The 24,961-nt window shown below is 66.5% G+C and carries 21 protein-coding genes; 14 read left to right on the top strand and 7 right to left on the bottom strand.

From position 1 onward, the window contains the following. Positions 1–26 precede the first annotated feature (26 nt). Together glyS and ACWPMZ_RS06985 are read right to left on the bottom strand one after the other, a co-directional pair. Entirely contained in the window at positions 27–2,312 is a 2,286-nt protein-coding gene (glyS, locus tag ACWPMZ_RS06990) for a glycine--tRNA ligase subunit beta (protein WP_455703287.1), read from the bottom strand. Continuing rightward, on the bottom strand, positions 2,312–3,223 hold the full coding sequence (locus ACWPMZ_RS06985; RefSeq protein ID WP_455703286.1) for a glycine--tRNA ligase subunit alpha: 912 nt from the start codon (positions 3,221–3,223) through the stop codon (positions 2,312–2,314). The genes glyS and ACWPMZ_RS06985 overlap by 1 nt, the downstream gene beginning before the upstream one ends. A gap of 117 nt (positions 3,224–3,340) precedes the next feature. Here ACWPMZ_RS06985 and ACWPMZ_RS06980 point away from each other — a divergent pair, with 117 nt between their 5' ends. The 5 genes from ACWPMZ_RS06980 (at position 3,341) to ACWPMZ_RS06960 (ending at position 7,933) form a co-directional block, all read left to right on the top strand. Beyond that, positions 3,341–4,225, top strand: coding sequence for a TraB/GumN family protein (locus ACWPMZ_RS06980; RefSeq protein ID WP_455703285.1), 885 nt, complete (start codon positions 3,341–3,343; stop codon positions 4,223–4,225). Then, on the top strand, positions 4,222–5,073 hold the full coding sequence (locus tag ACWPMZ_RS06975) for a TraB/GumN family protein (RefSeq protein ID WP_455703284.1): 852 nt from the start codon (positions 4,222–4,224) through the stop codon (positions 5,071–5,073). Before ACWPMZ_RS06980 ends, ACWPMZ_RS06975 begins: the two co-directional genes overlap by 4 nt. A 152-nt stretch (positions 5,074–5,225) precedes the next feature. Then, on the top strand, positions 5,226–5,888 hold the full coding sequence (locus ACWPMZ_RS06970) for a 50S ribosomal protein L25/general stress protein Ctc (RefSeq protein WP_455703283.1): 663 nt from the start codon (positions 5,226–5,228) through the stop codon (positions 5,886–5,888). Between the two features lie 96 nt (positions 5,889–5,984). Further along, entirely contained in the window at positions 5,985–6,554 is a 570-nt protein-coding gene (pth, locus tag ACWPMZ_RS06965) for an aminoacyl-tRNA hydrolase (protein ID WP_455703282.1), read from the top strand. Further along, a complete protein-coding gene (locus ACWPMZ_RS06960; protein ID WP_455703281.1) occupies positions 6,551–7,933 on the top strand; it encodes an MFS transporter in 1,383 nt (460 codons plus the stop codon). The genes pth and ACWPMZ_RS06960 overlap by 4 nt, the downstream gene beginning before the upstream one ends. On the opposite strand, the gene ACWPMZ_RS06955 is transcribed toward ACWPMZ_RS06960, so the two are convergent. Beyond that, positions 7,930–10,356 (bottom strand): zinc-dependent metalloprotease, encoded by a 2,427-nt coding sequence (locus ACWPMZ_RS06955; protein WP_455703280.1) that lies wholly within the window; start codon positions 10,354–10,356, stop codon positions 7,930–7,932. The two genes, ACWPMZ_RS06960 and ACWPMZ_RS06955, sit on opposite strands and share 4 nt — an antisense overlap. A gap of 140 nt (positions 10,357–10,496) precedes the next feature. Here ACWPMZ_RS06955 and ychF point away from each other — a divergent pair, with 140 nt between their 5' ends. Further along, the gene (ychF, locus tag ACWPMZ_RS06950) at positions 10,497–11,597 is read left to right on the top strand and encodes a redox-regulated ATPase YchF (RefSeq protein WP_455703279.1); all 1,101 of its coding nucleotides are present in this window, start codon (positions 10,497–10,499) and stop codon (positions 11,595–11,597) included. Positions 11,598–11,658: 61 nt separating this feature from the next. Here the strand turns inward: ychF and ACWPMZ_RS06945 are convergent, their stop codons facing one another. Next, positions 11,659–12,951: a hypothetical protein gene (locus tag ACWPMZ_RS06945; RefSeq protein ID WP_455703278.1), complete on the bottom strand. Its 1,293-nt coding sequence runs from the start codon at positions 12,949–12,951 to the stop codon at positions 11,659–11,661. Positions 12,952–13,246: 295 nt separating this feature from the next. On the opposite strand from ACWPMZ_RS06945, the gene gyrA reads away from it, so the two are divergent. After that, a complete protein-coding gene (gene gyrA, locus ACWPMZ_RS06940) occupies positions 13,247–16,075 on the top strand; it encodes a DNA gyrase subunit A (RefSeq protein WP_455703277.1) in 2,829 nt (942 codons plus the stop codon). A gap of 32 nt (positions 16,076–16,107) precedes the next feature. Here the strand turns inward: gyrA and ACWPMZ_RS06935 are convergent, their stop codons facing one another. Then, complete coding sequence (locus ACWPMZ_RS06935; RefSeq protein WP_455703276.1) at positions 16,108–16,785, bottom strand: lysoplasmalogenase family protein; 678 nt, start codon at positions 16,783–16,785, stop codon at positions 16,108–16,110. A 72-nt stretch (positions 16,786–16,857) separates the two neighbouring features. On the opposite strand from ACWPMZ_RS06935, the gene trmFO reads away from it, so the two are divergent. Next, positions 16,858–18,225 carry a methylenetetrahydrofolate--tRNA-(uracil(54)-C(5))-methyltransferase (FADH(2)-oxidizing) TrmFO gene (gene trmFO, locus ACWPMZ_RS06930; RefSeq protein ID WP_455703275.1) on the top strand — a complete coding sequence of 456 codons (1,368 nt, stop codon included), beginning with the start codon at positions 16,858–16,860 and terminating at the stop codon, positions 18,223–18,225. Here trmFO and ACWPMZ_RS06925 read toward each other — a convergent pair. Both ACWPMZ_RS06925 and ACWPMZ_RS06920 read right to left on the bottom strand, forming a co-directional pair. Continuing rightward, positions 18,222–18,677 (bottom strand): hypothetical protein, encoded by a 456-nt coding sequence (locus ACWPMZ_RS06925; protein WP_455703274.1) that lies wholly within the window; start codon positions 18,675–18,677, stop codon positions 18,222–18,224. The two genes, trmFO and ACWPMZ_RS06925, sit on opposite strands and share 4 nt — an antisense overlap. 14 nt (positions 18,678–18,691) lie before the next feature. Then, complete coding sequence (locus ACWPMZ_RS06920) at positions 18,692–19,339, bottom strand: hypothetical protein (RefSeq protein WP_455703273.1); 648 nt, start codon at positions 19,337–19,339, stop codon at positions 18,692–18,694. 157 nt (positions 19,340–19,496) lie between these two features. Here ACWPMZ_RS06920 and ACWPMZ_RS06915 point away from each other — a divergent pair, with 157 nt between their 5' ends. The 6 genes from ACWPMZ_RS06915 (at position 19,497) to ACWPMZ_RS06890 (ending at position 24,952) form a co-directional block, all read left to right on the top strand. Continuing rightward, positions 19,497–21,143: a pilus assembly protein TadG-related protein gene (locus ACWPMZ_RS06915; RefSeq protein WP_455703272.1), complete on the top strand. Its 1,647-nt coding sequence runs from the start codon at positions 19,497–19,499 to the stop codon at positions 21,141–21,143. Beyond that, positions 21,143–21,589: a TadE/TadG family type IV pilus assembly protein gene (locus tag ACWPMZ_RS06910; RefSeq protein WP_455703271.1), complete on the top strand. Its 447-nt coding sequence runs from the start codon at positions 21,143–21,145 to the stop codon at positions 21,587–21,589. The genes ACWPMZ_RS06915 and ACWPMZ_RS06910 overlap by 1 nt, the downstream gene beginning before the upstream one ends. After that, positions 21,586–22,017, top strand: coding sequence for a TadE/TadG family type IV pilus assembly protein (locus tag ACWPMZ_RS06905; protein ID WP_455703270.1), 432 nt, complete (start codon positions 21,586–21,588; stop codon positions 22,015–22,017). The genes ACWPMZ_RS06910 and ACWPMZ_RS06905 overlap by 4 nt, the downstream gene beginning before the upstream one ends. 78 nt (positions 22,018–22,095) lie before the next feature. Beyond that, positions 22,096–23,691 carry a pilus assembly protein TadG-related protein gene (locus ACWPMZ_RS06900; protein WP_455703269.1) on the top strand — a complete coding sequence of 532 codons (1,596 nt, stop codon included), beginning with the start codon at positions 22,096–22,098 and terminating at the stop codon, positions 23,689–23,691. Beyond that, positions 23,688–24,269 (top strand): TadE/TadG family type IV pilus assembly protein, encoded by a 582-nt coding sequence (locus ACWPMZ_RS06895; RefSeq protein ID WP_455703268.1) that lies wholly within the window; start codon positions 23,688–23,690, stop codon positions 24,267–24,269. The genes ACWPMZ_RS06900 and ACWPMZ_RS06895 overlap by 4 nt, the downstream gene beginning before the upstream one ends. Then, complete coding sequence (locus ACWPMZ_RS06890; RefSeq protein ID WP_455703267.1) at positions 24,266–24,952, top strand: TadE/TadG family type IV pilus assembly protein; 687 nt, start codon at positions 24,266–24,268, stop codon at positions 24,950–24,952. The genes ACWPMZ_RS06895 and ACWPMZ_RS06890 overlap by 4 nt, the downstream gene beginning before the upstream one ends. Positions 24,953–24,961: the final 9 nt, after the last annotated feature.

Below are 24,961 nucleotides of genomic sequence, written 5' to 3'. Positions count from 1 at the left end.
GTTACACGGTCCAGGGGAGAAGAAATTCACCCCTCGATGCGCGAGAAATCGGCCACTTTGTGCACTGCAGCACGGAAGCGTGCAAGCAGGTCGAGGCGCGAGGCGCGTTTATCTTCTTCATCGGCGTTAACGGTGACTTCCTCGAAGAACCGGTCGATCGGCGCGCGCAGGCTCGCGAGCGCGGCCATGGCGGCGGCGAAATCCTCGGATTCCACGGCGGACTCGGCCTGCGGCTCGGCGGCGTCGAGCGCGTCGATCAGCGCCTTTTCCGCAGGTTCGGGCGTGTAGGAAAGTGTTTTCCTCTCCGCCATCTTGGCCGCGATCACCGCCTTCATGTCGGGATCGTCGACCATGGCGAGTGGGTCCTCCTCGCCGGTGCGGGCGATCTGGCCCTCGGTCAGGTGCCAGTCTTCCTTCTTGAGGATATTGGCCGCGCGCTTGTACCCGGCGAGCAGGTTGGCGCCGTCCTCGGTTTTGATAAAGGCCTGAAGTGCGTTCACACGAGCAAGAAGGCGCACGAGATCGTCTTCGTTCCCGAGCGCGAAGACCGCATCGATCAGGTCGTGGCGGACCCCGGCTTCGCGCTGCTGGACCTTGAGGCGGTCGGCGAAGAAATCGAGGATTCGATCGACCGACCAGGTCGCCTGTCCAATAACATCGCGTCGGATCGTTTCCGCCGTCCAAGCCGAGACATTCTTTGCTAACTCGGCTGTCGCGTCGTGCGTGGACATCGAATGGTCTTCAAACCGTGTCGCAAGTTGTTCGAGCGGCTTAAGGGCAAAGCGGATAGCCATGATTGGAATGGCCGCTTGGCCTAAAGTTTTCTTTAGCGACAATCGGATGGCGCATTCCGTTATTTGTCGAATAACCGCGATTGCAGCTCGCCTGAGCGCAAAGGGGTCTTTTGACCCTGTCGGCATCATGTCGATCGCGAAAAACGAAACCAGAGTATCCAGCTTGTCCGCCAGGCTCACCGCCACCGTGACCGGCGCGGTCGGTACCTCGTCGCCCTGCCCGACCGGCTTGTAGTGGTCGCGGATGGCGTCGGCCACGGTGTCGGGCAGGCCCTCGGCGCGGGCGTAGTAGCCGCCCATCAAACCCTGAAGCTCGGGGAACTCGCCGACCATTTCCGTGACGAGGTCGGCCTTGGCGAGGCGGGCCGCTTGCTCGGCCTGGTCGGGGTCCGCGCCCTTGACGATGCCCTCTTCCACCAGCCAGCGGGCCAGCTTGGCCACGCGCTCGACCTTGTCGGCCACGGTGCCCAGCTTCTCGTGGAAGGTGATCCGCTCCAGCTTCTTCGCGTGGTCGGCCAGCGGCGTCTTGAGATCCTGCTCCCAGAAGAAGCGCGCATCGGAAAGCCGGGCAGCGAGGACCTTGCGGTTGCCGTCGACGATTGCAGCGCCGCCATCGTCGGCCTCGACGTTGGCGGTGCAGACGAAGGCGTTGGCCAGTTTGCCGGCAGCGTCCTCGCACACGAAATACTTCTGGTTCACCCGCGCGGTGAGCTGGATGACTTCAGGCGGCACGGCGAGGAACGCCTCGTCGAACCGGCCGAGCAGCGGCACCGGCCATTCGGTCAGGCCGGCGTTCTCGACCACCAGACCCTCGTCCTCGACCAGCGTCAGCCCGGCATCGGCGGCCGCCCTGGCGGCGCCGGCGCGGATCAGGTCCTGCCGCTCGGCATGGTCGACGATGACGTGGCAGGCGCGCAGCTTCTCGGCGTAGTCGTCGGCGCCGCCGATGGTGATGGGGCCGGAGTGGTGGAAACGGTGGCCCATCGTGGCGTAGCCGCTGGCGATGCCGCCGGCCTCGCACTCGATCAGGTCCTCGCCCAGGATCGCGACGATGCCCGACAGCGGGCGCACCCAGCGCGGGCTCTCAGTGCTAAGCGAGGCCGCGCCCCAGCGCATCGATTTGGGCCAGGGGAAGGCGCGGACGATCGCCGGGATCGCTTCGGCCAGCACTTCGGCCACCGCCCTGCCCGGCTTCTCGACCACGGCATAGAGCACGCCGTCCCGCTCGGTCAGGTCGGTTTGGGCGAGACCCGTCTTGCGCAGGAACCCTTCGAGCGCCTGCGGCGGCGCGCCCACTCGCGGGCCCTTGGTTTCCTCGCGCACAGCCTCGGTCGCTTCCGGCAGGCCGCGCGCGATCAACGCCAGGCGGCGCGGGGTCGACCAGACGGTCACGCCGCCCACTGCAACGCCCGCCGCGTCCATTTCCTTGCGGAACAGCTTTTCGAGGTCGGCGCGCGCGCTAGCCTGCATCCGCGCCGGGATTTCCTCGCAGCGCAGTTCGAGGAGGAAGTCGGCCATTACGCGCTCCACCCCGGATAGGCCGCGGCCCATTTGGCCTCGTTATGCGCGATCCAGGCCTCGCAGCTGCCCTTGGCCAGGTCGCGCACGCGGCCGATGTAGCTGGCGCGTTCCTGCACGCTGATCACGCCGCGCGCCTGCAGCAGGTTGAACAGGTGGCTCGCCTCGATCGCCTGGTCGTAGGCGGCCAGCGGTACGCCAGCGGTGATGCAGGCCTGCGCCTCCGCCTCGGCGTGCTGGAAGCCCTTGAACAGCTGGTCGGTGTCGGCGATCTCGAAGTTGTACTTCGACATCTGCTTCTCGTTCTCGAGGAAGACCTGCCCGTAGGTCACGCCGGCCGCGTTGAATTTCAGGTCGTAAACGTTGTCGATGCCCTGCAGGTACATCGCCAGGCGCTCCAACCCATAAGTCAGCTCGCCGGCGACCGGCTTGCAGTCGAACCCGCCGACCTGCTGGAAATAGGTGAACTGGGTCACCTCCATCCCGTCGCACCAGACTTCCCAGCCCAGCCCCCAGGCGCCCAGCGTGGGGCTTTCCCAGTCGTCCTCCACAAAGCGGATGTCGTGCTTGAGCGGGTCGATGCCGATGCGCCGCAGGCTCTCGAGGTATAGTTCCTGCAGGTCGGCCGGGTTGGGCTTCAGGATGACTTGGTACTGGTAATAGTGCTGCAGCCGGTTGGGGTTCTCGCCGTAGCGGCCGTCGGTCGGGCGGCGGCTCGGCTGGACATAGGCTGCGCTCCACGGCTCTGGCCCGAGCGCGCGCAGCGTGGTCGCCGGGTGGAACGTGCCTGCCCCCATCCGCATGTCGTAGGGCTGCAGGATCAGGCATCCCTGCGCGCTCCAGTAATCGTGGAGCGTGAGGATCATGTCCTGGAAACTGAGCGGACCTGGAGGCGAAAGGGCGGCGGTCATGGGCCGGCGCTTTGGCCGACAGGCGAAAAACCGTCAATGGCGCAGCAGGAAACCCCTACACGAACCGCCCGAGAGGCCCTAGATAGCCATCTTAGGTCTCAGGGTCCCCCTTTCTCCATGTTTCGCAAGCTTTTCGCCACCCTGCTCGCTTTCGCGCTGCCTGGCTGTGCCACGGCAGGAAACCTGTACGCGCCCGATCCGCGCTTCGTCGCCCCGGCGATGTGGGAAGTGTCGGACGGCGACACCAAGATCTACCTGTTCGGCACCGTCCATGCGCTGACCGAGAATGCCGGGTGGTTCGCCGGGCCGATCGCCGATGCCTACAACGCGTCGGACGAACTGGTGACCGAGATCCCGCTCGGCCAGGGCGAGGCGGATTCGCGCGCGATAATCGCCCGCGCCGCGCTGCCGGCCGGGCAGAACCTGCGCAACATGATGACACCGGACAACCGCGTCCAGTACGAAGAGGCGATGGTCTCGCTCGGCCTCCCGGTCGAGGCGCTCGACCGGTACGAGCCGTGGTACGCCTCGATGACGCTGGCCCTGCTCCCCGTGATGAAGCAGGGGTTCAATCCCCAGACCGGGGCGGAGAACGCCCTTGCCGCCCGCTCCGGCAGCAAGAACCAGCTCGCGCTCGAAACCCTGGACCAGCAGATCGACATTTTCGACGGCCTGCCGATGGACGCGCAGCTGACCTTTCTCGACGAAACGGTCGAGGGCATCGGCACCGCCGGGCAGACGCTGCAGGCCATGGTCGACAAGTGGCTGGCGGGCGACGCGCAGTCGCTGGCCGTGCTGATGAACGACGAGTTGGAGGACCCGGTGCTCTATCGGCGGCTGATGACCGACCGGAACCGCAACTGGGCGGACTGGATCGGCCAGCGGCTGGGCACGCCGGGCACCAGCTTCGTTGCGGTCGGTGCGGGGCACCTGGCCGGCAAGGGCAGCGTGCAGGACCTGCTGCAGCGGCGCGGGATCAAGGTTCGCCGGGTGATGCGTTGATCTGGCGCTTCGCGCTCGCGATCCTGGGCGCCCTGGCGCTTACGGCCTGCGGCGAGCCGCCGCGCGAATGGCCCGCGGCAAAGCCCGCGCTGTGGGAAGTGGAAGGCCCCAACGGCGAACAGGGCTGGCTGTTCGGCACTATTCATTCGCTGCCGCAGGACGTCCGCTGGCGGACCCCGGCGGTGAGCGGGGCCTACGATCAGGCCGGCGTGCTGGTGCTGGAGATCGCCGACATCGGCAACGCCAACCGCGCGGCCGGCGTATTCGACCGGCTGCAGAACACCGTCGACCTACCCCCGCTCTCGGCGCGGGTCGCCCCGGAGGACCGGGCCGACCTAGTCGACTTCCTCGAGCGTGCGGAAATGGAGGATGATGCCTTCTCGCAGATCGAGACCTGGGGCGCGGCGCTGGTGCTCGCCAACCGGACCCGGCCGGAAGGCCCGACGCAGAGTGTCGACCGCGCCTTCGTCGACGGCGGCAAGCGCGTCTACGGGCTCGAGACCTTTGCCCAGCAATACGGCTATTTCGACACGCTGGCACCTGCCGACCAGGCGGCGCTGCTGATGACCCTCGCGCGCGAGAAGCCGGGCTACGAACGGATCGACGCCTGGCTCACCGGCAACCTGGCCGCACTTGAAAAGCAGGGCAGCGAAGGCCTGCTGGCCGACCCGGAACTGCGCGAGGCGCTGCAGGTATCGCGCAATCGCCGCTGGGCGCCGCAGATCGCCGACATGCTGCGGCTGAACGAACGGCCCTTCGTGGCCGTGGGCGCGGCGCACATGCTGGGCGACGAGGGCCTGCCCGCGCTGCTCGAACGCGCCGGCTTCGCGGTCCGGCGGATCGACTGATCCGGGCGGAGGACCCGGCCAAGGCGCCACGGTCCAATGCGCTTGCATCGCTGCTTGCGTTATGGGCCCCTTTCGCCTAGGGGCGCGCCTCCCGTCATGGTCATCCCTGGAGGCGTGACGGTAAACCCAATGCAACTCGAAAGGCATATACGATGAGCGACGCTCTCACCCTGCCGGCCGAAGCGCGCGAACGGGCTGGCAAGGGAGCCTCCCGTGATCTTCGCCGCGAAGGCCGTGTCCCCGCCGTGATCTACGGCGGCAAGGAAGAACCCACGACGATCCACGTCGAGGCGAAGGAACTGGTCCGCCAGCTTGGCACCGGTCACTTCATGAACTCGATCGTGATGATCGAACTCGGCGGCAAGCAGCTGCGCACGATCCCCAAGGACGTTGCCCTGCACCCCGTCTCCGACCGCCCCATTCACGTCGATTTCCTGCGTCTTTCGAAGGACGCCAAGGTCCATGTCAACGTGCCGGTGGTTTTCGCCAATGAAGAAGCCAGCCCGGGCCTCAAGAAGGGCGGCGTGCTCAACGTCGTTCGTCACGAGCTCGACCTGGTGTGCGAAGCCGACAAGATCCCGAGCGAGATCTCGATCGACGTGACCGGTCTCGAAGTCGGCGATTCGATCCACATCAGCAACGTGACCCTGCCCGATGGCGCCGAAAGCGGCATCACCGACCGGGATTTCACGATCGCCACGCTGATCGCCCCCTCCGCTCTCAGGAGCGAAAGCGGTGACGACGGCGACGCCGAACCGGCCGCTTCGAGCGAGCAGGATTCCGGCGCGGCCGACGAGGAAGCCTCCGGGGAATAATCCTCGGCTTCCTCTCGCTGAAGCAAACACGGCGCCGGTCCTCACCTTGGGGGCCGGCGCTTTGCTTTTCCGCCCGCCCGCGCATAGGAGGCGCCGATGCAGCTCTGGGTCGGCCTCGGAAATCCTGGTCCGCAATATGCGATGCACCGGCACAACGTCGGCTTCATGGCGCTCGACACCATCGCCGACGTGCACGGGTTCGGGCCGGTGCAGAAGAAAATCCAGGGCTGGCTCCAGGAAGGACGGCTCGGCGGCGAAAAGATTCTGCTGCTCAAGCCCGCCACCTTCATGAACGAAAGCGGCCGATCGGTCGGCGAGGCGCTGCGCTTCTACAAGCTGGGGGTGGAGGACCTGACAGTGTTCCACGACGAGCTCGACCTCGCGCCGTTCAAGGTCAAGGTGAAGACCGGCGGCGGGCTGGCCGGGCATAACGGCTTGCGCAGCATCGACCAGCACCTGGGGCCCGATTTTCGCCGGGTGCGCATCGGCATCGGCCACCCGGGGCACAAGGACCGGGTACACGGCTATGTCCTGGGCAATTACGCCAAAGCCGAGATCGACGAGCTCGCCGAAATGCTGGGCGCGATATCGAGCGAGGCCGACTGGCTCGCCCGGGGTGACGACGCCCGCTTCATGAGCGACGTGGCGCTGAGACAGCAGGCTTGAGTCCGAAGCGCACCGCCGCCCCCGGCTGGACGCTGGTCGCCTCGATCTTCGCATCGAGCCTGGCGTTTATCGACGGGTCGGTCACGAACGTGGCCCTGCCCGCCATTCGCGAGGATCTTGGGGCCGGCGCCGCCGATCTGCAGTGGATCGTGAACGCCTACCTGCTGCCGCTCAGCGCGCTCCTGCTGCTCGGCGGGGCGGCTGGCGACCGGTTCGGCCGCAGGCGGATGTTCCTCTCGGGCGTGGTCGTGTTCGCGGCTGCCTCACTGGCCTGCGCGCTTGCGCCCAGCCTCGAAATCCTGCTGGCCGCGCGGTTTGTGCAGGGCGCCAGCGCGGCGATGCTGATGCCCAACAGCCTGGCGCTGATCGGCAGCGTCTATTCGGGCGAGGAGCGCGGCCGGGCGATCGGCACCTGGGCGGCAGCGACGACCGTTGCAGCGGCCATCGGGCCGTTGCTGGGAGGCTGGCTGATCGAGAGCGTCGGATGGCGCGCGATCTTCTACCTGAACCTGCCGCTCGCCACCTGCGCCATGGCCGTGTCGTGGTTCAAGGTGGCGGAGACCCGCGAGGGCAAGGAACGGCTGGACTGGTCCGGCGTGGGCGTGGCGACCGTGGCGCTCGGATTGCTGACGTGGGGCCTGACGGTGCTCAGCGGCACCGAACCGCAGACCGGCGCGGGGCTTGCCGCCGCCCTTGCCGGGGCTGCCGCGCTCGGCCTGTTCGTCTGGATCGAAGCGCGCCAAGGAAAGCATGCGAGCATGCCGCTCGACCTTTTCGGCACGAAGAGCTTCGCCGGGCTGACCCTGCTGACGTTCCTGCTCTACGGCGCGCTCGGGGCCACATTCGTGCTGATCCCTTTCCTGCTGATCGAAAACCACGGCTTCACGCCACTGGCGGCGGGCGCCGCGCTGCTGCCGATCCCGGTGATCCTGGGGGGCGCCTCGAGGTCCATGGGTGCGCTGGCGGGGCGCATCGGCCCGCGCTGGCCGCTCACCGTAGGTCCGCTGATCGTGGCGGCAGGTTTCGCCCTCCTGACCCGCACCGCTGCTGGCGCGAGCTACTGGACGACGATGTTTCCCGCCCTCGTCGTCGTGGCGATCGGCATGGCGGGCGTCGTGGCTCCGCTGACCACCGCGGTCATGGCCTCGGTCGACGAGAAGCACGTCGGCACCGCCAACGGCTTCAACAGCGCCATTGCCCGGACCGGCGGGCTCATCGCCACGGCGGTGCTCGGTTCGGTGCTGGCGGCGACGGGCGAGGCGCTGGATATCGCCTTCGACCGCGCGGTGCTGGCCGCGGCGGGATCGGCCGCCCTTGCCGGGCTGGCAGCGCTGGTCCTTTTGCGCCCGCACGAAATCGCGAGCGGCGCGAACGCCTAGATCGGCGAGCCGGGCGGGATGCTCGGCTGGAACATGCCGCTGCTCACCGCCCGATCGAGCGCTTCATTGTCACTCAGAAGCGCACCAAGGCCCCGGGCCCAGGCAGCGCCCTCTCCCGCACCTGCGGTCGCGGAGAGGCGGGTCGCCAGCCTGCTCAGCCGGTCCGCCAATGCCAGCGACAGCGTGGGCGAAAGCGCCTTGTCGCGTTGCAGGCGGACCGCGGCGAATGCCGTGGTGGTCGCAATCCGCCGCTGGACTGCCGCGTCCGCCTCGCTCAATCCGTTGACGGCGAATGCCTTCTCGATGGCCGCGTCAACCACCTCGAGCGCCCCCGGCACGCCGGGATAAGCGCGCGACTGGTTCTCGAGCCGGTCGAGCCGGCCGGGGGCGAAAAGGAACTGCAGCGTCACCGCCGCCGCCGTCTCCGCCGCGCCCAGCGGATCGAACACGCCCGGCCCCGTCGTGCCCATCACCTCGATCTGCGTCTGCCGGTCGGCTTCCCCGTTGGCGCCGCTGGTCAGGAGCGGCACGAGCCGCGCGGGCACCGCCAGCACCTTTGCATCGAGCGTGCCGACCACGGCATCGAGCGCAGCGCGCTGCTCGGAAGCTGCAACCACGCGGGCGGGTTCGGTCCCGTCACCCGCAAGCGAATAATCGAAATAGACTCCGCCGATCTTCTTCGCGGCCGCTTCGACCTGGTAGCGGTGGAGCAGCCAGATCGGCACGAAGGCGCGGCGCAGCGCGCTGCTGTCCTCGCCCGCCGGAATCGCGTCCGCGCCGAACCGCGCCAGCGCCGCCTGGCGCACCGCGAGGACCCGTGCGAGTTCGGCAACCGAATCGCCGCCGTCGTCCCACAACCCGCCTTCGGGATGGGCGCCATCGGCCGAACGGCTTTCGCCATCGGTGACGAGCCGCAGTCCCTTGGCCCGCCCCTCGGCCATGACGCGGTCGGCCTCTTCCTGCGTCTGCGCTCCGTAGAGCCACTTGACCGCGAACTTGTCCCACTCGCCGATCCCGCTGCCGTATGCGTCGGAGAGGTCGATCCGCCCATCGGGCGTGAGCGCGACCCGGGGCGCGGGATAATCCATGACCGAGTAGCGGCCCTGCGTGCTGGAGGCATAATTGTGCTCGAACCCCAGGGTGTGGCCCACCTCGTGCGCACCGAGCTGCCGGATCCGCGCGAGCGACGCGGTGACCGGATCGTTGGGATCGCCCGTGCCGGTAAGGCCCGCGCCGACGAGCGCCTGGAAAATCATCATGTCCTGCCGCACGCGCAGCGAGCCGAGCACCACCGCACCCTTGAGGATTTCGCCCGTGCGCGGGTCGGTCAGCGGCGCGCCGAAGCTCCACCCGCGGGTCGCGCGATTGACCCAGTTGACCACGTTGTAGCGGATGTCCTGCGGGTCCGCCTCGGACGGCAGGACCGCCACACGGAAGGCATCGACCAGCCCGGCCTCGTCGAACGCCTGCGCCCACCAGCCCACGCCGTCCACCAGCGCGCTGCGCACCGGCTCGGGCGCCCCGCCATCGATGTAGAAGACGATCGGCTCCTTCACCGGGCTGCGCGCCGCGGCGGGATCGGTCTTCTCGAGGCGGAACTTCATCGCCAGCTGGCGCACGGGCGAGCGGTCGATCGGGGTCGAGAAGTCGATCACCTGCTGGGCGAAGCCGCCCGCGCGCGGATCGTAGGCCCGCGGAACGAAGCCCGGTTCGGGCAGCCTGACCAGCGACCGGCGCACGAGTAGAGTCACGTTGCCGTATTCGGGCGCGATGTTGCTCACCTCGGCCTGCGGATCGTCGGAGGTGAAGGTCAGGCGGCTGGTCAGTTCGATGTTGCCGGGAAAGACCTTGACCGACGCCGGATCGAAGGCGGACAAGTTGGGTGCGTACTTGAACGTCCCGCCCCCGCCCTGCTGGATGGCGCGGGCGATGCCCATGTCGTCGCGCAGGGTGAAATCCGTCAGTTCGACCAGAACCCCGCCGCCCGGCCGCTCCTCTGCGACCTTGCCCTGCCACAGGGTGGAGGTGGCAAAGGCGCGGCGGACGGACGCCCGTTCCGCCGGCGTGCCGCTGCTGGCGACGAAACGCGGGTTCTCGATCTCCGCCACCACGGCTTGGCCGAGGCGGCGAAAGGCGAGGATCTGGGTGCCCTTGGGGGCCGACAGGTCGAGGCCGATCGGTGCGGAGCCCAGCCCGGTTTCCAGCGCGGCGGTGTAAATAAAGCGGCCCGACACCCCGTCGGCATCGGGCGGCGGCAGCTCGATGAAGACCTTGCCGGCCTTGCGATCGGTGAAGACCCTGAGCAGCCCCTCCTGCGCTTCTGCCCCGGCGACTGCCGAAGGCGTTTCCGGTGCCTTGTCCTTCGCCGCCAGCGGCAAGGCGAGCGAGGTGGCAGCAAGCATGGCAAAGGCGAATCGGCGCATGGTGTCCCCCTCTGGACCGGAAGCGGGCTTGCTAGCACGCCGCGGCAGCGGGTCGAGGGTCGTTCGACAGGCGTGCAGGCTGGCCTTTCGGCGCGCTCTTCGCTAGTGGCCGCCTCCTGTCCCCAAAACCGGAGTTTTCGATGGGTTTCCGCTGCGGAATCGTCGGTCTGCCGAATGTCGGCAAATCGACCCTGTTCAACGCCCTGACCGAGACGCAGGCAGCGCAGGCGGCCAACTATCCGTTCTGCACGATCGAGCCCAACGTCGGCCAGGTCGCCGTGCCGGACACCCGGCTCGACCGGATCGCCGCGATCGCCAAGTCGGCCAAGATCATCCCGACCCAGCTCGCCTTCGTGGATATCGCGGGCCTGGTGAAGGGTGCCAGCCAGGGAGAAGGACTGGGCAACCAGTTCCTGGGCAACATCCGCGAGGTCGATGCGATCGTCCACGTGCTGCGCTGCTTCGAGGACGACGATATCCAGCACGTTTCCAACCGGGTCGACCCCTTGGCCGACGCCGAAGTGGTCGAAACCGAACTGATGCTGGCCGATCTCGACAGCCTGGAGAAGCGCGTGCCCGCCGCGGCCAAGCGAGCCACGAGCGGCGACAAGGAAGCCAAGCTGATGGCGAGCGTCCTTGGCCAGGCGCTCGAGCTGCTGCGCGAAGGCAAACCCGCGCGCCTGACCGAGCCGAAGGACGACGAGGAGGCGCGCGTCTTCGCCCAGGCTCAGCTGCTCACCGCCAAGCCGGTACTTTACGTGTGCAACGTATCGGAAGACGACGCATCGACCGGTAACGAGATGAGCGAGCAGGTTTTCGCCAAGGCCGCGGCCGAGGGTGCCGAGGCGGTGGTGGTGTCGGCCGCGATCGAGAGCGAGCTCGTCGCAATGCCGGCCGAAGACCGGGCGGAATATCTCGAATCGCTGGGCCTCGAGGAAAGCGGCCTGAGCCGCGTGATCCGCGCGGGCTACAAGCTGCTGGGCCTCAAGACCTTCTTCACCGCCGGTCCCAAGGAAGCGCGTGCGTGGACCTTCCCGTCAGGCGCCAAGGCGCCGCAAGCGGCAGGCGAAATCCATACCGATTTCGAGAAGGGCTTCATCCGCGCCGAGACCATCGCGTTCGACGACTACGTGTCGCTGGGCGGCGAGAGCGCCGCGCGCGAGGCCGGCAAGCTGCGCCAGGAAGGCAAGGAATACCTGGTGCAGGATGGCGACGTGCTGCACTTCAAGTTCAACGTCTGAACGAAAAGCGGCGCGGCAACCGAAGTTGCCGCGCCGCCATTTTCGTTAACCGACCGCGCGATCAGGCGCCGGTCGATGACTTCGCGTTGGCATAGGCGACCCAGAGGTCGGCGATCGGAGCGCGAGTGCCGCCGACCTGCTCAAGCGTGGCCTTGCCTTCGGCCAGCTTGCCCTGCTGGATCTGCGCCATGCCGAGGCGCGTGCGCGTCAGGTCGGCATCGGGCGCACCCTTCTCGAGCGCCAGCTTGTACATCGCCTCAGCCTCGGCATAGCGCCCTAGGCTGTAGAACGCGTTGCCCGCGCCGTTGGCGTTGCGGCCCGTGGAGGCAGCCTGTGCATCCTTGGCGAGGCCAGGAATGTCGCGCGCGTCGCGGGCGATCATGGGATCGGCCGCTTCCTTGGCGCTGAGGTAGACCGGATCGCTCGTGCCGAAGGCACTCTTGCCCACGCCGTAGTTGATGACTGCCAGTGTCTCGCTGGGCAGGCCGTTGCGGATCGTGGTGTCGATATACTCCTGGTACTGGTACTTTTCCTTGAGCGTATCGGTCAGCCTCATCAGCCGCAGCATGTCGAGCTGGCCCTGCTCGTCGACCTTGTTCAGCGTGCCGACCACGGTGAACGCGCGCAGCCAGCTGTCGTTGTCGGTGCTGTTGCTCAGCAGGCGATTGGCCCACTCGTTGCCGAGCTCGGGAACCTTGGATTCGTAGGCCATCGCCAGACCGCGCTGGTACCAGGCGGCGGGAACTTCCTGCCCGGCAGCCTTCCGCTGTTCGATCAGTCCACCGAGATAGCTCAAACCCTGGGGATAGTTCTTCTCGCCAAAATAGGTTTCGGCGATGACGACTTCGGGATTGCCCTCGGCAAAGCCGGCCGCCGCCGACCGCTCGAAAGCGGCGCGCGCCTTGGGGAAATCCTTGGCATCGAGCGCGAACTTGCCGATGTAATAGTGGAACTGGCCCAGCTTGTCGGCCGGAACCTCGCCGCTGTCGAGCATCAGCTGGATGCCCTGCTCCTGCAGCGCGACATCCTTCAGCTTGTCGCCGAGGGAGATCATGACGTTGCCCATCAGGTACTTGTCGTGATTGGTCTCGATCGTCGCCTGAACGCCCGGCACCATGGCCTTGGCGGCCTGCAGGTCGGTGCCTGCAGTGACGGCTGCGCTGAGCGGGGTGTAGGCCGCAGCGAAAGCCTTCGAATTCGTCGGCTTCGATTCCTTGACCTCTTCCTTTTTCTTCTGCGCCAGAGCGGGCGTTGCGATCACGGCCGAACCGAGCACGCCGCCGCCGGCAAGCGCCAGCGCAAGGGCAACGTGCGAGCCGAAGCGGCGGGCATGCTGAGTGGACTTGCGGTACATAAAGGGTCTCTCCTGTGAACCTGATCGGGCCTTGTACACAGCCCAACTTTTCGCGCGCCCGCCTGTGCCGGGACACGCCGAAATTTGCAAACCGGTTATCGCGTCGCGGGCGTGAACCGAAATTGAATGCGCCGTTTGCGCCGGGTCAGCTAGGCTACGGCGGAAATTCGCCGGGAAGTGTGGAAAACCGGGCCTTTCGACACCATCTACAGGGCACGGCGCTGGCCTCCCCAGCCCCCATCCCGTAGGATTTGGCTACGCCAGAGCCCCAGAACAGAACAGGCCATTTTCGCAAGTGAGCGACGACACCGACCTTACCGATTCCCCGTCCGGGATTCCCGGCGGTTACGAACGCATCGACATCGTCGATGAGATGAAGACCAGCTATCTCGATTACGCGATGAGCGTGATCGTCAGCCGCGCGCTGCCCGACGTGCGCGACGGGCTGAAGCCGGTCCATCGCCGTATTCTCTACGCCGCCCAGGAAGGCGGCTACGTCGCCGGACGGCCCTATCGCAAGAGCGCCAACATCGTCGGCGACGTGATGGGTAAATATCACCCGCACGGCGACAGCGCGATCTACGACGCGCTCGCCCGCATGGTGCAGCCATGGTCGATGCGCGTGCCGCTGATCGACGGCCAGGGCAACTTCGGCTCGATGGACCCGGATCCGCCGGCCGCCATGCGTTATACCGAAAGTCGCCTGGCACGCGTCGCCAACGCGCTGCTCGACGATCTCGACAAGGACACGGTCGATTTCGTCGGCAACTACGACGATTCCAGGCAGGAGCCTTCGGTCCTCCCCGCCCGCTTCCCCAACCTGCTGGTCAACGGCGCCGGCGGCATCGCGGTCGGCATGGCGACCAACATCCCGCCGCACAACCTGGGCGAAGTGATCGACGGGTGCCTCGCCTTCATCGAAAACCCCGCGATCACCACCGAAGAACTGTTCGAGATCATTCCCGGCCCCGATTTCCCGACCGCGCCGCTGATCCTCGGCAACGCGGGGGCCCGCGCCGCCTATACCACCGGGCGCGGCTCGGTGATCATGCGTGCGCGCCACGTGATCGAGAGCGGCCGCGGCGACCGCCAGTCGATCGTGTTCACCTCGATCCCCTACCAGGTCGGCAAGGCGGGTCTGGTCGAAAAGATCGCTGACGCGGCCAAGGACAAGCGGGTGGAGGGCATCTCCGACATCCGCGACGAATCCAACCGGCGCGGCGTGCGCGTGGTGATCGACCTGAAACGCGACGCGACGCCCGAGGTCGTGCTCAACCAGTTGTGGCGGCACACCCCGGCGCAGGCCAATTTCCCGGCGAACATGCTGGCGATCCGCGGCGGCCGCCCCGAAACGCTCACGCTGCGCGACTTCATCCAAAGCTTCGTCAGCTTCCGCGAAGACGTCATCACCCGGCGCACCAAGTTCGAACTGAACAAGGCGCGTGACAGGGCCCACATCCTGCTTGGCCTCGTGGTCGCCGTGTCGAACCTCGACGAGGTGGTCGCGATGATCCGCAGCGCGCCCAATCCCGCCGAAGCCCGCAGCCGGCTGCTGGCGAAGGAATGGCCGATCGGCGACATCGCGCAATACATCCGCCTGGTCGAGGCGATCGAGCCCGATGCCGAGGAAACTGGCGGTTCCTATCGCCTGTCGGACCGCCAGGTGCGTGCGATCCTGGAGCTTCGCCTCCATCGCCTCACCGCGCTGGGCCGCGACGAGATCGGCGACGAGCTCAAGGAGCTGTCGGTCGCGATCGAAGGCTACCTCGCCATCCTGGGCGACCGCGGGCTGCTGTACGACGTCATGCGGCAGGAACTGACCGAGATCCGCGAGGCCTATGCCACGCCGCGCCTCTCAGAGATCGCACCGGCGTGGGACGGGCTCGACGACGAGGACCTGATCGAGCGCGACGAGATGGTCGTGACCGTCACGCTCGACGGCTATATCAAGCGCACCCCGCTCTCCACCTTCCGCGCCCAGCACCGCGGCGGCAAGGGCCGCGCCGGCATGGCGACGAAGGACGAGGACGCGGTGATGGAGATGTTCGTCACCTCGACGCACAACCCCGTGCTGTTCTTCTCCACCGCCGGCAAGGTCTACCGCCTGAAGGTCTGGAAGTTGCCTGAAGGCGGACCGACCACGCGTGGGCGGCCGATCGTCAACCTGCTGCCGGCGCTGGACGAAGGCGAGACCATCGCCACCATGCTTCCCCTGCCCGAAGACGAGAACACGTGGGGCGCGCTCAACGTCGTGTTCGCGACGGCCAGGGGCAACGTCCGGCGCAACTCGATGGACGCCTTCTCCAACATCCCGACCAACGGCAAGTATGCGATGCGGTTCGAGGATGGGAGCGACGACCGCCTGATCGGTGTCGCGCTGCTGGAGCCCGGGGACGATGTGCTGCTGGCCAGCCGCCAGGGCAAGGCCATCCGCTTCTCGGGCGACGACGTGCGCGAGTTCCAGAGCCGCACCAGCACCGGCGTGCGAGGGATGAAGCTGCGCAAGGACGACGAAGTCGTTTCGCTCTCGATCCTGCACCGGGTCGGCGCCCAGGGGGACGAACGCGAGCAGTACCTGCGCTTCGCCCCGTGGAAGGCCGAGAAGGAAGGCGAGCCCGAATTGCCGGCCGATCGCTTCACCGAGATGGCGGAAAGGGAGCAATTCCTCCTGACCGTCTGCTCGAACGGCTACGGCAAGCTGTCATCGGCCTACGAGTACCGGCGTACCGGGCGCGGTGGCCAGGGCATTACAAACATCGACAATATCGCCCGCAACGGCCTCGTCGTGGCGAGCTTCCCGGCGACCCAGGCCGAACAACTGATGCTCGTGACCGACCAGGCCAAGCTGATCCGTCTGTCGCTCTCGTCGCTGCGCGTGATCGGGCGCGGATCGGCCGGCGTCCGCCTGTTCCACGTCGCCGAAGGCGAACACGTGGTGAGCGCGGTGCGGCTGGACGAAGAGGAAGGGCCGGAAAATGCTGCCGAGGAAGCGATCGCCGAGGAAATGATCGCCCGCGAAAGCGGCGCGGTGGTCACCCCCGACAACCCGGCGACCCGCGACGAGGAGCCCGACGACGGGATCGAGGACGCTAGCGAAGACGACAGCGGAGACAACGAAGGCTAGGCGCTGGCGGGCGCCGCCCCTCGCGGCGCCCGCTAGACCGCCGGCGCGGCGTCCCTGTCGGTCCGCCCGATGCGCTGCATCGCGCCCAGGCAGATCAGCAACTGCCCGAGGTAATACAGCGGCCAGATCAGCAATTCCTGCCAGGTCTCACCCATCAGGGGCCCCCTGCCCGCCACGATCAGTAGGTCGCTGAGGAGGAACAGCGCTGCCCCCACGCCCACCCGGTAGCGTGGAAAGGCGCTCATCCAGGCGAACGCCGCCATCGCGCCCACGGCCAGGCCGTAGATTGCCGCCTGCAGCGCCTCGCCCCGCTGGACGGGCAGGAGCCAGCAGATCGCGGGCGTCAGGATCAGCATGGCGAGCGCCAGGCCCTTCTGGCTGCCGCTGGTCGCTTCGCGCGGGTGGCGCCGGTAGAGCACGATCATCGCGGCGTGATAGGCGATGAACAGCAGGGCCCCGGCCCACAGGTCGACGTCAATCGCCATGTCGGCCAGCGCCGCAATCAGGAGGCCCAGCGCGAGAAGTCGCGCGTCGCCGCCCGACCCCCTTGCTATGACGTAGAGAGCGAGCAGCCCGACCCCGGCGCCTTTGAGCGGGATAAGCCACATCTCGGGTACGACCGGCGAAAGGCGCAGTGCGAAATAAATGAGCGAAGCGGCCAGGCTCGCTAGCAGGATCGGCCTCTTTTCCATCAGCGCACGTTTCGGCATTCGGTCCCTTCCCCTCGCCGGCGCGCGTTTGGACTTTGCGCCGGGCGGCTTCAAGCACTAGGCGCATTGAGAATGTCTTACGATGTCCATGTAATCGGCGGCGGCCTGGCCGGAAGCGAAGCGGCCTGGCAGCTCGCCCGGCGGGGCGTGAAGGTGCGCCTGTCGGAAATGCGCGGAGGCGGCGACACGACTCCGGCCCACCAGGGCGAGGGTCTGGCCGAGCTCGTCTGCTCCAACTCGTTCCGCTCCGACGACAGCGACAAGAACGCCGTCGGCCTGCTGCATGACGAGATGCGCCGGCTCGATTCGCTGGTCATGCGCGCCGGGGAAAATGCCCGCGTGCCCGCAGGCTCGGCCATGGCGGTCGATAGGGATGTCTTTTCCGATGAGGTCGAGCGCGAATTGCAGGCACATCCCGGGGTCGAGATCGTGCGCGAGCGGATCGACAGATTGCCGGATGCCGGCCTCACGATCGTCGCCACCGGCCCGCTCACCGCGGCGGCACTGGCGCAGAGCATCGTCGGCGCCACGGGGCAGGAAAGGCTCGCCTTCTTCGATGCCATCGCCCCCATCGTCCACTTCGACACGATCGACATGGACGTGTGCTGGATGCAAAGCCGCTGGAACAAGGTCGATCCGAGCGGCGGCGAAGGCAAGGACTACATCAACTGCCCGATGACCAGGGAGCAGTACCTCGCCTTCCATCAAGGCCTGATGGAGGGCGAGAAGACCACATTCCGCGAATGGGAAGCCGACACGCCCTATTTCGACGGCTGTATGCCCGTGGAGGTCATGGCCGAGCGCGGCGTCGACACACTGCGGTTCGGGCCGATGAAGCCGGTCGGGCTGGACAATCCGCGCGACACCACGCCGGAGTTTCCGCAGGGCCGCTGGCCCTATGCCGTGGTCCAGTTGCGGCAGGACAACAAGCTTGGCACCCTGTGGAACATGGTCGGCTTCCAGACCAAGCTCAAACACGCCGAACAGGTCCGCCTGTTCCGCACGATCCCGGGGCTCGAGAATGCCGAGTTCGCGCGGCTTGGCGGGCTGCACCGGAACACGTTCCTCAATTCGCCGACCCTGCTCGACCGGCAGTTCCGCCTGAAGTCCGCGCCGCACATCCGCTTCGCCGGGCAGATCACCGGATGCGAAGGCTATGTCGAAAGCTCGGCCGTCGGGCTGCTTGCCGGGATGATGGCGGCGCACGAGTTTGCCGGGCGCGACTGGCTTGCCCCGCCCCGCACCAGCGCGATGGGTGCCCTGCTGGCCCACATTACCGGCGATGCCGAAGCCGACAGCTACCAGCCGATGAACGTCAATTTCGGACTGTTTCCGCCGCTGCCCGACGTCAACAAGAAGGCCCGCAAGGAAGCCTACACCGGGCGGGCGAAGGCCGACTTCGGGGCATGGCTGGCTGAGCTGGAGCCTGTACCTGCCTAGCAGCGGCAGGCGGGCTTCTTGGCCGGCTTGGGCGCGGTCGTGCGGAATTCGGCCGGGGTCAGCTTGCCGTTGGCGTCGGCATCGGCGCCCTCGAAGCGGTTGACCGTGGCGACCGCCCATTCCTCGAAAGTCAGCAGATTGTTGCCGTCCTTGTCGAGCTTGCGGAATGCATCGGTGCGGGTCGAAAGCATTTCGTTGCGCGTGATTAGACGGTCTCGGTCCCGATCGTAGCGGAAGAAGCGCTGCTCTTCCTTGCCTAGCTCGGTCTGTTCGGGGGGTGCGGGTCCCGTCAGGCCCGCGACATCCGCGCTGGGCAGGCCCGTGGGGGTTTCGCTGGGCGCGGCAACAGGCGGCGGCGCGCCGCGCTCGACCTCGGCCCGCCCTTCGAGCCAGAAGAGCCCGAGGCCCAGCAGCGCAAGCATCCCCATGGCGCCCAGAACGACCCTGTTCATGCCCCGACCATAGCCTAGCGGCCGAACATGCCAACCCTCAACGCGACCAGCGCGGCACCCCGCCCTTCGAGCAGTGGCCGCCCTCCGCGCTCGAGCGCCCTGCCCCCCAGGGCCGCGAGAATCGCCAGGGGCCGCAGGCTGCGTGGAAGCGCTTCTCTTTGAACTGGCAAGCCGTGCGTAACAACTTGCGCGCGCTCGGCGGGATCGGACAGGTTCGCTGCCAGGTCCGCAAGAGCCCAGGTCCTCGCCGCGGCTTCCGTCGCCTCTGCCGAAGCGCCAGCGCCAACCTCGCGCGCCACGGCCGCGAGCGCGGCCTGTCGCCCTTCCTCGAAAGCCGCGATTGCGGAGCTGTCGAGCCTGTCCGACAGGAGGTTTTCCCACCCGGCCGCCAAGCCGGCGAGGGCCGCAGGCTCACGCCATCCCGCCAAGGCTTCGAGCAGCGGGTCTCCGCGCGGCCAGGTAACCGCCGGGCCTTCAAGCGTTTCACGCCACCAGGCGAGGCGCATCTGGACCAGCATCGGCTCCACCCGACGGCGAACTATCCCGCCAAGGCGCGCGTCGAGCGTGAAAAAGGCCAGGAAATACGGGCGCGTGGCCGCCGTCGCATGCGCCAAGGCAAGCCGCTGGGGTTCGGGCAATTCCTCCGCGAGCGCATCCCTCATCGCGCCCTTACGCAGGGCCCTCCGCGCTGTGTCAAGCGGACCGCGGCGTCACGCGGGGCATGGTCAACGCGGCGTTTACCTTATCCTTATACGGAGTGGTCAGCATGATGGTCCTACGAAGTGCAGGATCGATCGAACTTCAATGCGAGGCAGGGGCATGCACGAAAAAAAGAGCCCGTTTTTCAAGCGGCTGCTGGCAGATACCAGCGGTAACGCGCTGATGATGATGGCGATGGGCGCGCCTGCGCTGATCGGCAGCGCCGGTCTCGCGACCGACGCGGCCCAGTGGTACATGTGGAAACGCGAACTGCAGTTCGCCGTCGACCAGGCGGCGCTCGCCGGGGCGCATGCCCGCGCTAGCAGCGATGCCTCGACCCGGGCGACCTACTCGACCCGCGCGACGCAGGAATACAATGCCAACGTCTCCACCGTGTCGTCGTTCGACGGGGCCAATGGCCCCTCGGTCAGCCTGGCGATATTCGGCACTGCCACGGCCAACAACAGCGTAGTGGTGACCGCCTCGGCCACCAAGCGCCTGCCCTTCTCCAGTCTGTTCAAGTCGGCGTCGACCGTGATCAACGTGCGCGCCCAGGCCACCTATACCGGCGGCGTCAACTTCACGGCCTGCATGCTCGCCCTGAATCCGCACAACAGCCAGGCGGTCAAGACGGGCAACTCGATCAACGGAACGGCCGCCTGCGGGCTGGGTTCGCTGTCCGACGACAGCAGCGCCATCTTCGAGACCGGCGACAGCTCCATTCCCTTCGGCACCATCGTGGCGACCGGCGGCGTGGAAGACAGCTACTCGAACAACGGCACGATCTACGAAGACCAGGAAGGCCTGGCCAACCCGTACGAAGGCATTTCCGCCCCCAGCCGGGTGGGTCAACCCAACTACGAATATCCCGCCACTTGTCCGGTGGCGGCTCCGGCCAGCACCACCTACACGGCAGAGGGCACGACCAGGACCCACACGACCTACGTGTACAAGAAGGGCGCCAACGCGGGTAACGGCACGGTGCAGAACAACTACACCGGCACGGGATATCTTCCCGATAGCTGGTCCACTCCGGTCGCCTTCGCGAACCGCTCGGTGACGTCGACTACTACAATTGGCCTGCAGGCAGAAACCACTCCGGCGCAGGGTACGGCCACGAAGGTCAACAACCAGAATGGCAATCAGGCAGTCTGGCGCATCCCGTTCACCAGCACGCAGGACACTATCAACAGCATCATCCCGTTCACCACCCCGGCGAGCGACGGCAAGGTGCACCTGTCGCCCGGAATCTATCCGTCACTCCACATTACCTGCGCCACGGTCTTCGAGCCGGGGGTCTATTTCGTGGACGGCTTGTTCGATCTTGGTCAGAACAAGTCCGTGACGGGCACCGGCGGGGTGATGTTCGTGCTGACCAGCGCTTCGGGCAGCACTCACGTCAATGCGGACTCCACGGTCAACCTGTCGGGCATTTCCGAATCCATGCTCATCAACACCTACGGCTACTCGACCGAAGATGCCGCGAAGATGGCCGGCATGCTGATCTGGGATCCCGATTCTACCAGTGCCATGACAATCAACGGCAATGCCCAGATGGTGCTCAACGGCATTCTCTACATGCCGCAGCGCGACATGACCTTTAACGGCAACGGTACCGCAGGAAGCGCGTCGGGCAGCTGCATGATGGTTGCGGCCGACATGATCAAGCTGACCGGCAACTTCTCGGTCAGCAACTTCTGCGTCACGACCGGCGCGTCGGCCATGAGCATCGGCGGCACCTCCAAGGCGGTCAAGCTGGTCGCCTGATGCGCAGGTTGCGAACCTTCCTGCGCGACAAGCGCGGCGCGATGGCGGTGGAAACGGCCCTCGCCCTGCCGGTCCTGCTCGCCCTCAGCCTTGGCGGCGTGAAAGCGAGTCAACTAGTCGCCAAGCGCGCCGAACTGCAGTCCGCCGCGGCGGAGGCCGAAACCATCATCCTGGCCAAGCAGCCGAAAACGACCGCCGAGCTCGATACCATCGCAGCCATCCTGCGCACGTCGACGGGCCTGACCGGGAACGCCGTGACGGTCTCGTTCCTCTACCGCTGCGGAACCACCGCCACGACTACTGCCACCGCGGGTACCTGCGGCAGCGGGGTCGAATGGATCTATGTGCGCACCCAGCTGACCTACACCTACGTACCCAAGTGGGTGGAATGGGGCGTGGGCAACAACGTGGTCATCACCGTCGACAGGACGGCCCAGGTGGCATGATGGCGCGATTCCTGCCCCGGATACTGCGCGACAGTTCGGGTTCGACCGCGGTCGAATTCGCCCTGCTGGCTCCCGTACTGATCGGCAGCCTGATCGCGATCCTGCATGTCGGCACCGGGATGCAGAACTACAATGCGATGCGGTCGGTATCGGCGGACGTTGCGCGCTATACCGTCGTCGAATTCGCCAATGGCGGCACCGTCCCGACCAACGATGAGATCGGTACCTGGGGCACGACCCAGGCCACGGGCCCCGCGTACAAGCTGCGCGGCGGAACGGTCGTCGTGACGAATGCCGCCACCCAAAGGGTCGGTGGGGCGGTCGAGAAGACCATCGTTGTCACGGCCACGATGCCGACCCTCTTCGACGAGATGGGTCTCAAGGGCTTCACGATGACCTATTCGAGGCCGGTCTTCGTCACCAGCTGAGTGTGTCACCAGCATTCGGTAACAAATTAACCAGTTCGCTTTGCCATTGCGTTACGCCGCACGGTGTAACGCGACCGTGTGAAGCTGCACCCTTCCCTCCACGGGTTCGTCGCCCGCCTTGCCCGTGATACCGCCGGCAACACGCTGGCGATGATCGCCGCGGCGATGGTCCCGTTGCTGGCGATCGTCGGCGGCGGCGTCGACGTGAGCCGCGGCTATCTTGCGCAGAGCCGCCTGCAGCAGGCCTGCGACGCCGGGGTCCTCGCCGCACGCAAGCGCATGGGGCGCAATATCGTCGCCGGAGTCCTCAGCGGCGACGCTCGGAACGCCGGACAGAACTTCTTCGAAGTCAACTTCGGCAATGGAATCTACGGCACGCAGAGCCGTACGTTCGACATGACGGTGCAGCCGGATTTCACCATCGGGGGGATCGCGACCGTAGTCGTGCCCACCACCATCATGAACATCTTCGGTTACACGCAAATCCCGCTCCGCGCCGAATGCGGGGCACAGCTGTCGATGTCGAACACCGACGTCATGATGGTGCTCGACACCACCGGGTCGATGAACAGCACGAACCCCGGCGACAGCAAGACCAAGATGGAAGCGCTGAAGGATGTGGTGCGCTCGTTCCATGCCACCCTCGGCGCCGCCGCCTCGCCGGCCACGCGGATCCGCTTCGGGTTCGTCCCCTATTCGACGAACGTGAACGTGGGACACCTGCTGCAGGAGGACTGGTTCGCGAAGGACGTGGAATACAACACGCGCGAGCCGATAACGCTGCTCGGCGCGAACTTGTGGCACTATGACAAGATCAGCGTCGACACGCGCTTCCTGTGGAGCGGGACGCCGACCAAGCAGTTCAATATCGGCGGCACCGCTGGCAGTCCGAGCCCGCTGACAGTGGGTTGGGACGGCTGCATCGAAGAGCGCGATACCTACGAGATCACCGATTATACGAACGTGGACCTGACGCGCGCGCTGGACCTGGACATCGATACCGTTCCGAACCCGGCCCGGCCCGCCACCTTGTGGAAGCCGCTGATCGCCGACCTCAGTTTCGCCCGCGGCATGGGCGCCGCGCCCAACTTGTTCAATATCGCGGCGCTCGACACCGACAGCCAGTATCTCAACCCAAACTGGCACGGCTATGCCGCCTGCCCGGCCAAGGCCCAGAAGCTCGCCCCGATGACGGCAGCCCAGGTGGACAGCTACCTTTCCACCCTGTCCGCCTATGGAAACACATACCACGACATCGGCATGATCTGGGGCGGACGGCTGCTGTCGCCGACCGGGATATTTGCCCCCGACAACGCCGACCTTGCCGGCCAGCCGACCTCGCGAAACATCATCTTCCTGACCGATGGCCAGACCGCGCCCCTCGACATCAGCTATTCGAGCTATGGCATCGAGGGCCTCGACGGAAAACGCTGGAGGCCGACCTCGCCTCTCACCCTGACGCAGACTGTCGAGCGGCGCTTCTCCTTTGCCTGCGAAGAGGTGAAAAAGAAGAACATCACGGTCTGGGTCATCGCCTTCGGCACGAACCTCAACCCCATGCTGACGACCTGCGCGGGGAACGGTCACTATTTCGAGGCGGCCGACGCAATTTCGCTCGAACAGGCATTCCAGAAGATCGCCCGCCAGATCGGCGACCTGAGGCTCAGCAAGTGACGCTGCGTCGCCTCCGGACGGACGAGTGCGGTGCGACCGTGGTCGAATTTGCGCTGCTTGCACCCGTATTGGTGGTGTCGCTGCTTGGCCTGTTCGACATGGGCTACAACACATACACCTCCTCTGTCCTGCAGGGCGCCATCGCCAAGGCGGCGCGCAATTCGGCGATCGAGGGGGCCGATCACACGGCGCTGGACAGCAAGGTCGAGGCCGCGGTCAAGAACATCGCCGGCAATGCCACGGTGACTTTCGAGCGCAAGGCGTACAGCAACTTTTCCGACGTGCGCTCGCCGGAGGACTTTTCCGACCTCAACGGTAACGGCGCCTGCGACGCCGGGGAGCCTTTCGAGGACGTGAACGGCAACAATTCGTGGGACATGGACCGCGGACGCTCCGGTGGCGGCGGGGCGCGCGATGCGGTGCTGTATACGGTGCGGGTCAGCTATCCCCGGGCATTTCCGATTGGCGCCCTGATCGGCCTGTCGGAAACGCATCAGACCCAAAGCTCCGCGGTTCTGCGCAACCAGCCCTATGCCGACCAGAACGTCTCGGCGCCGACGTTGGGGAATTGTACGTGAAGCCGATGCGGGCTCTCCTGCGGCGCATCGCGCGCAGCCGGTCGGGGCTGGCGATGACCGAGTTCGCCCTCGCCGCGCCGCTGCTGATGACCGCGGGCCTGTATGGAACCGAAGTAGCCTGGCTGGCCCTGACGCATCTCAAGATCAGCCAGACCGCGATGCAGATCGCCGACAACGGGTCGCGCATCGGCGACACCTCGATGCTCGAATACCGGCGAATCTACGAGAGCGACCTCAACGACGTGTTCCAAGGCGCCGACCTGCAGGCGGGGCCGAGCATCGACCTGTTCAATCATGGCCGGGTGATTATCAGCAGTCTCGAGGTCGTGCCCGGCAGCGCGACCAAGCAGCAGTACATCCACTGGCAACGCTGCATGGGCGCGAAGGATTTCGATTCGACCTACGGCGTGGAAGGCGCGGGGCTCGATGGGTCGGCCTTCGACGGCATGGGACCGGCAGGCAACAAGGTCACCGCCTACGACGAGGACGATGCGGTGATCTTCGTCGAGATTTCCTACGATTACGAGCCGTTGTTCGGCGATGTCTTCGTGCAGGACCCCGAGGTCCACGTCTACGGCGCGTTCAACGTGCGCGACAGCCGCGATCTGACGCAGATCTACCAGCGCAACGCGTCAGACCCCGATCCCGTCGCCTCGTGCGACCGGCACGAGGCGCTCGGTTGAGCAACCCGG

The organism is Tsuneonella sp. HG222 (assembly GCF_053819185.1).
Note: the sequence above shows the minus strand (reverse complement) of the source record. Positions and strands in the feature narration are given on the sequence as shown.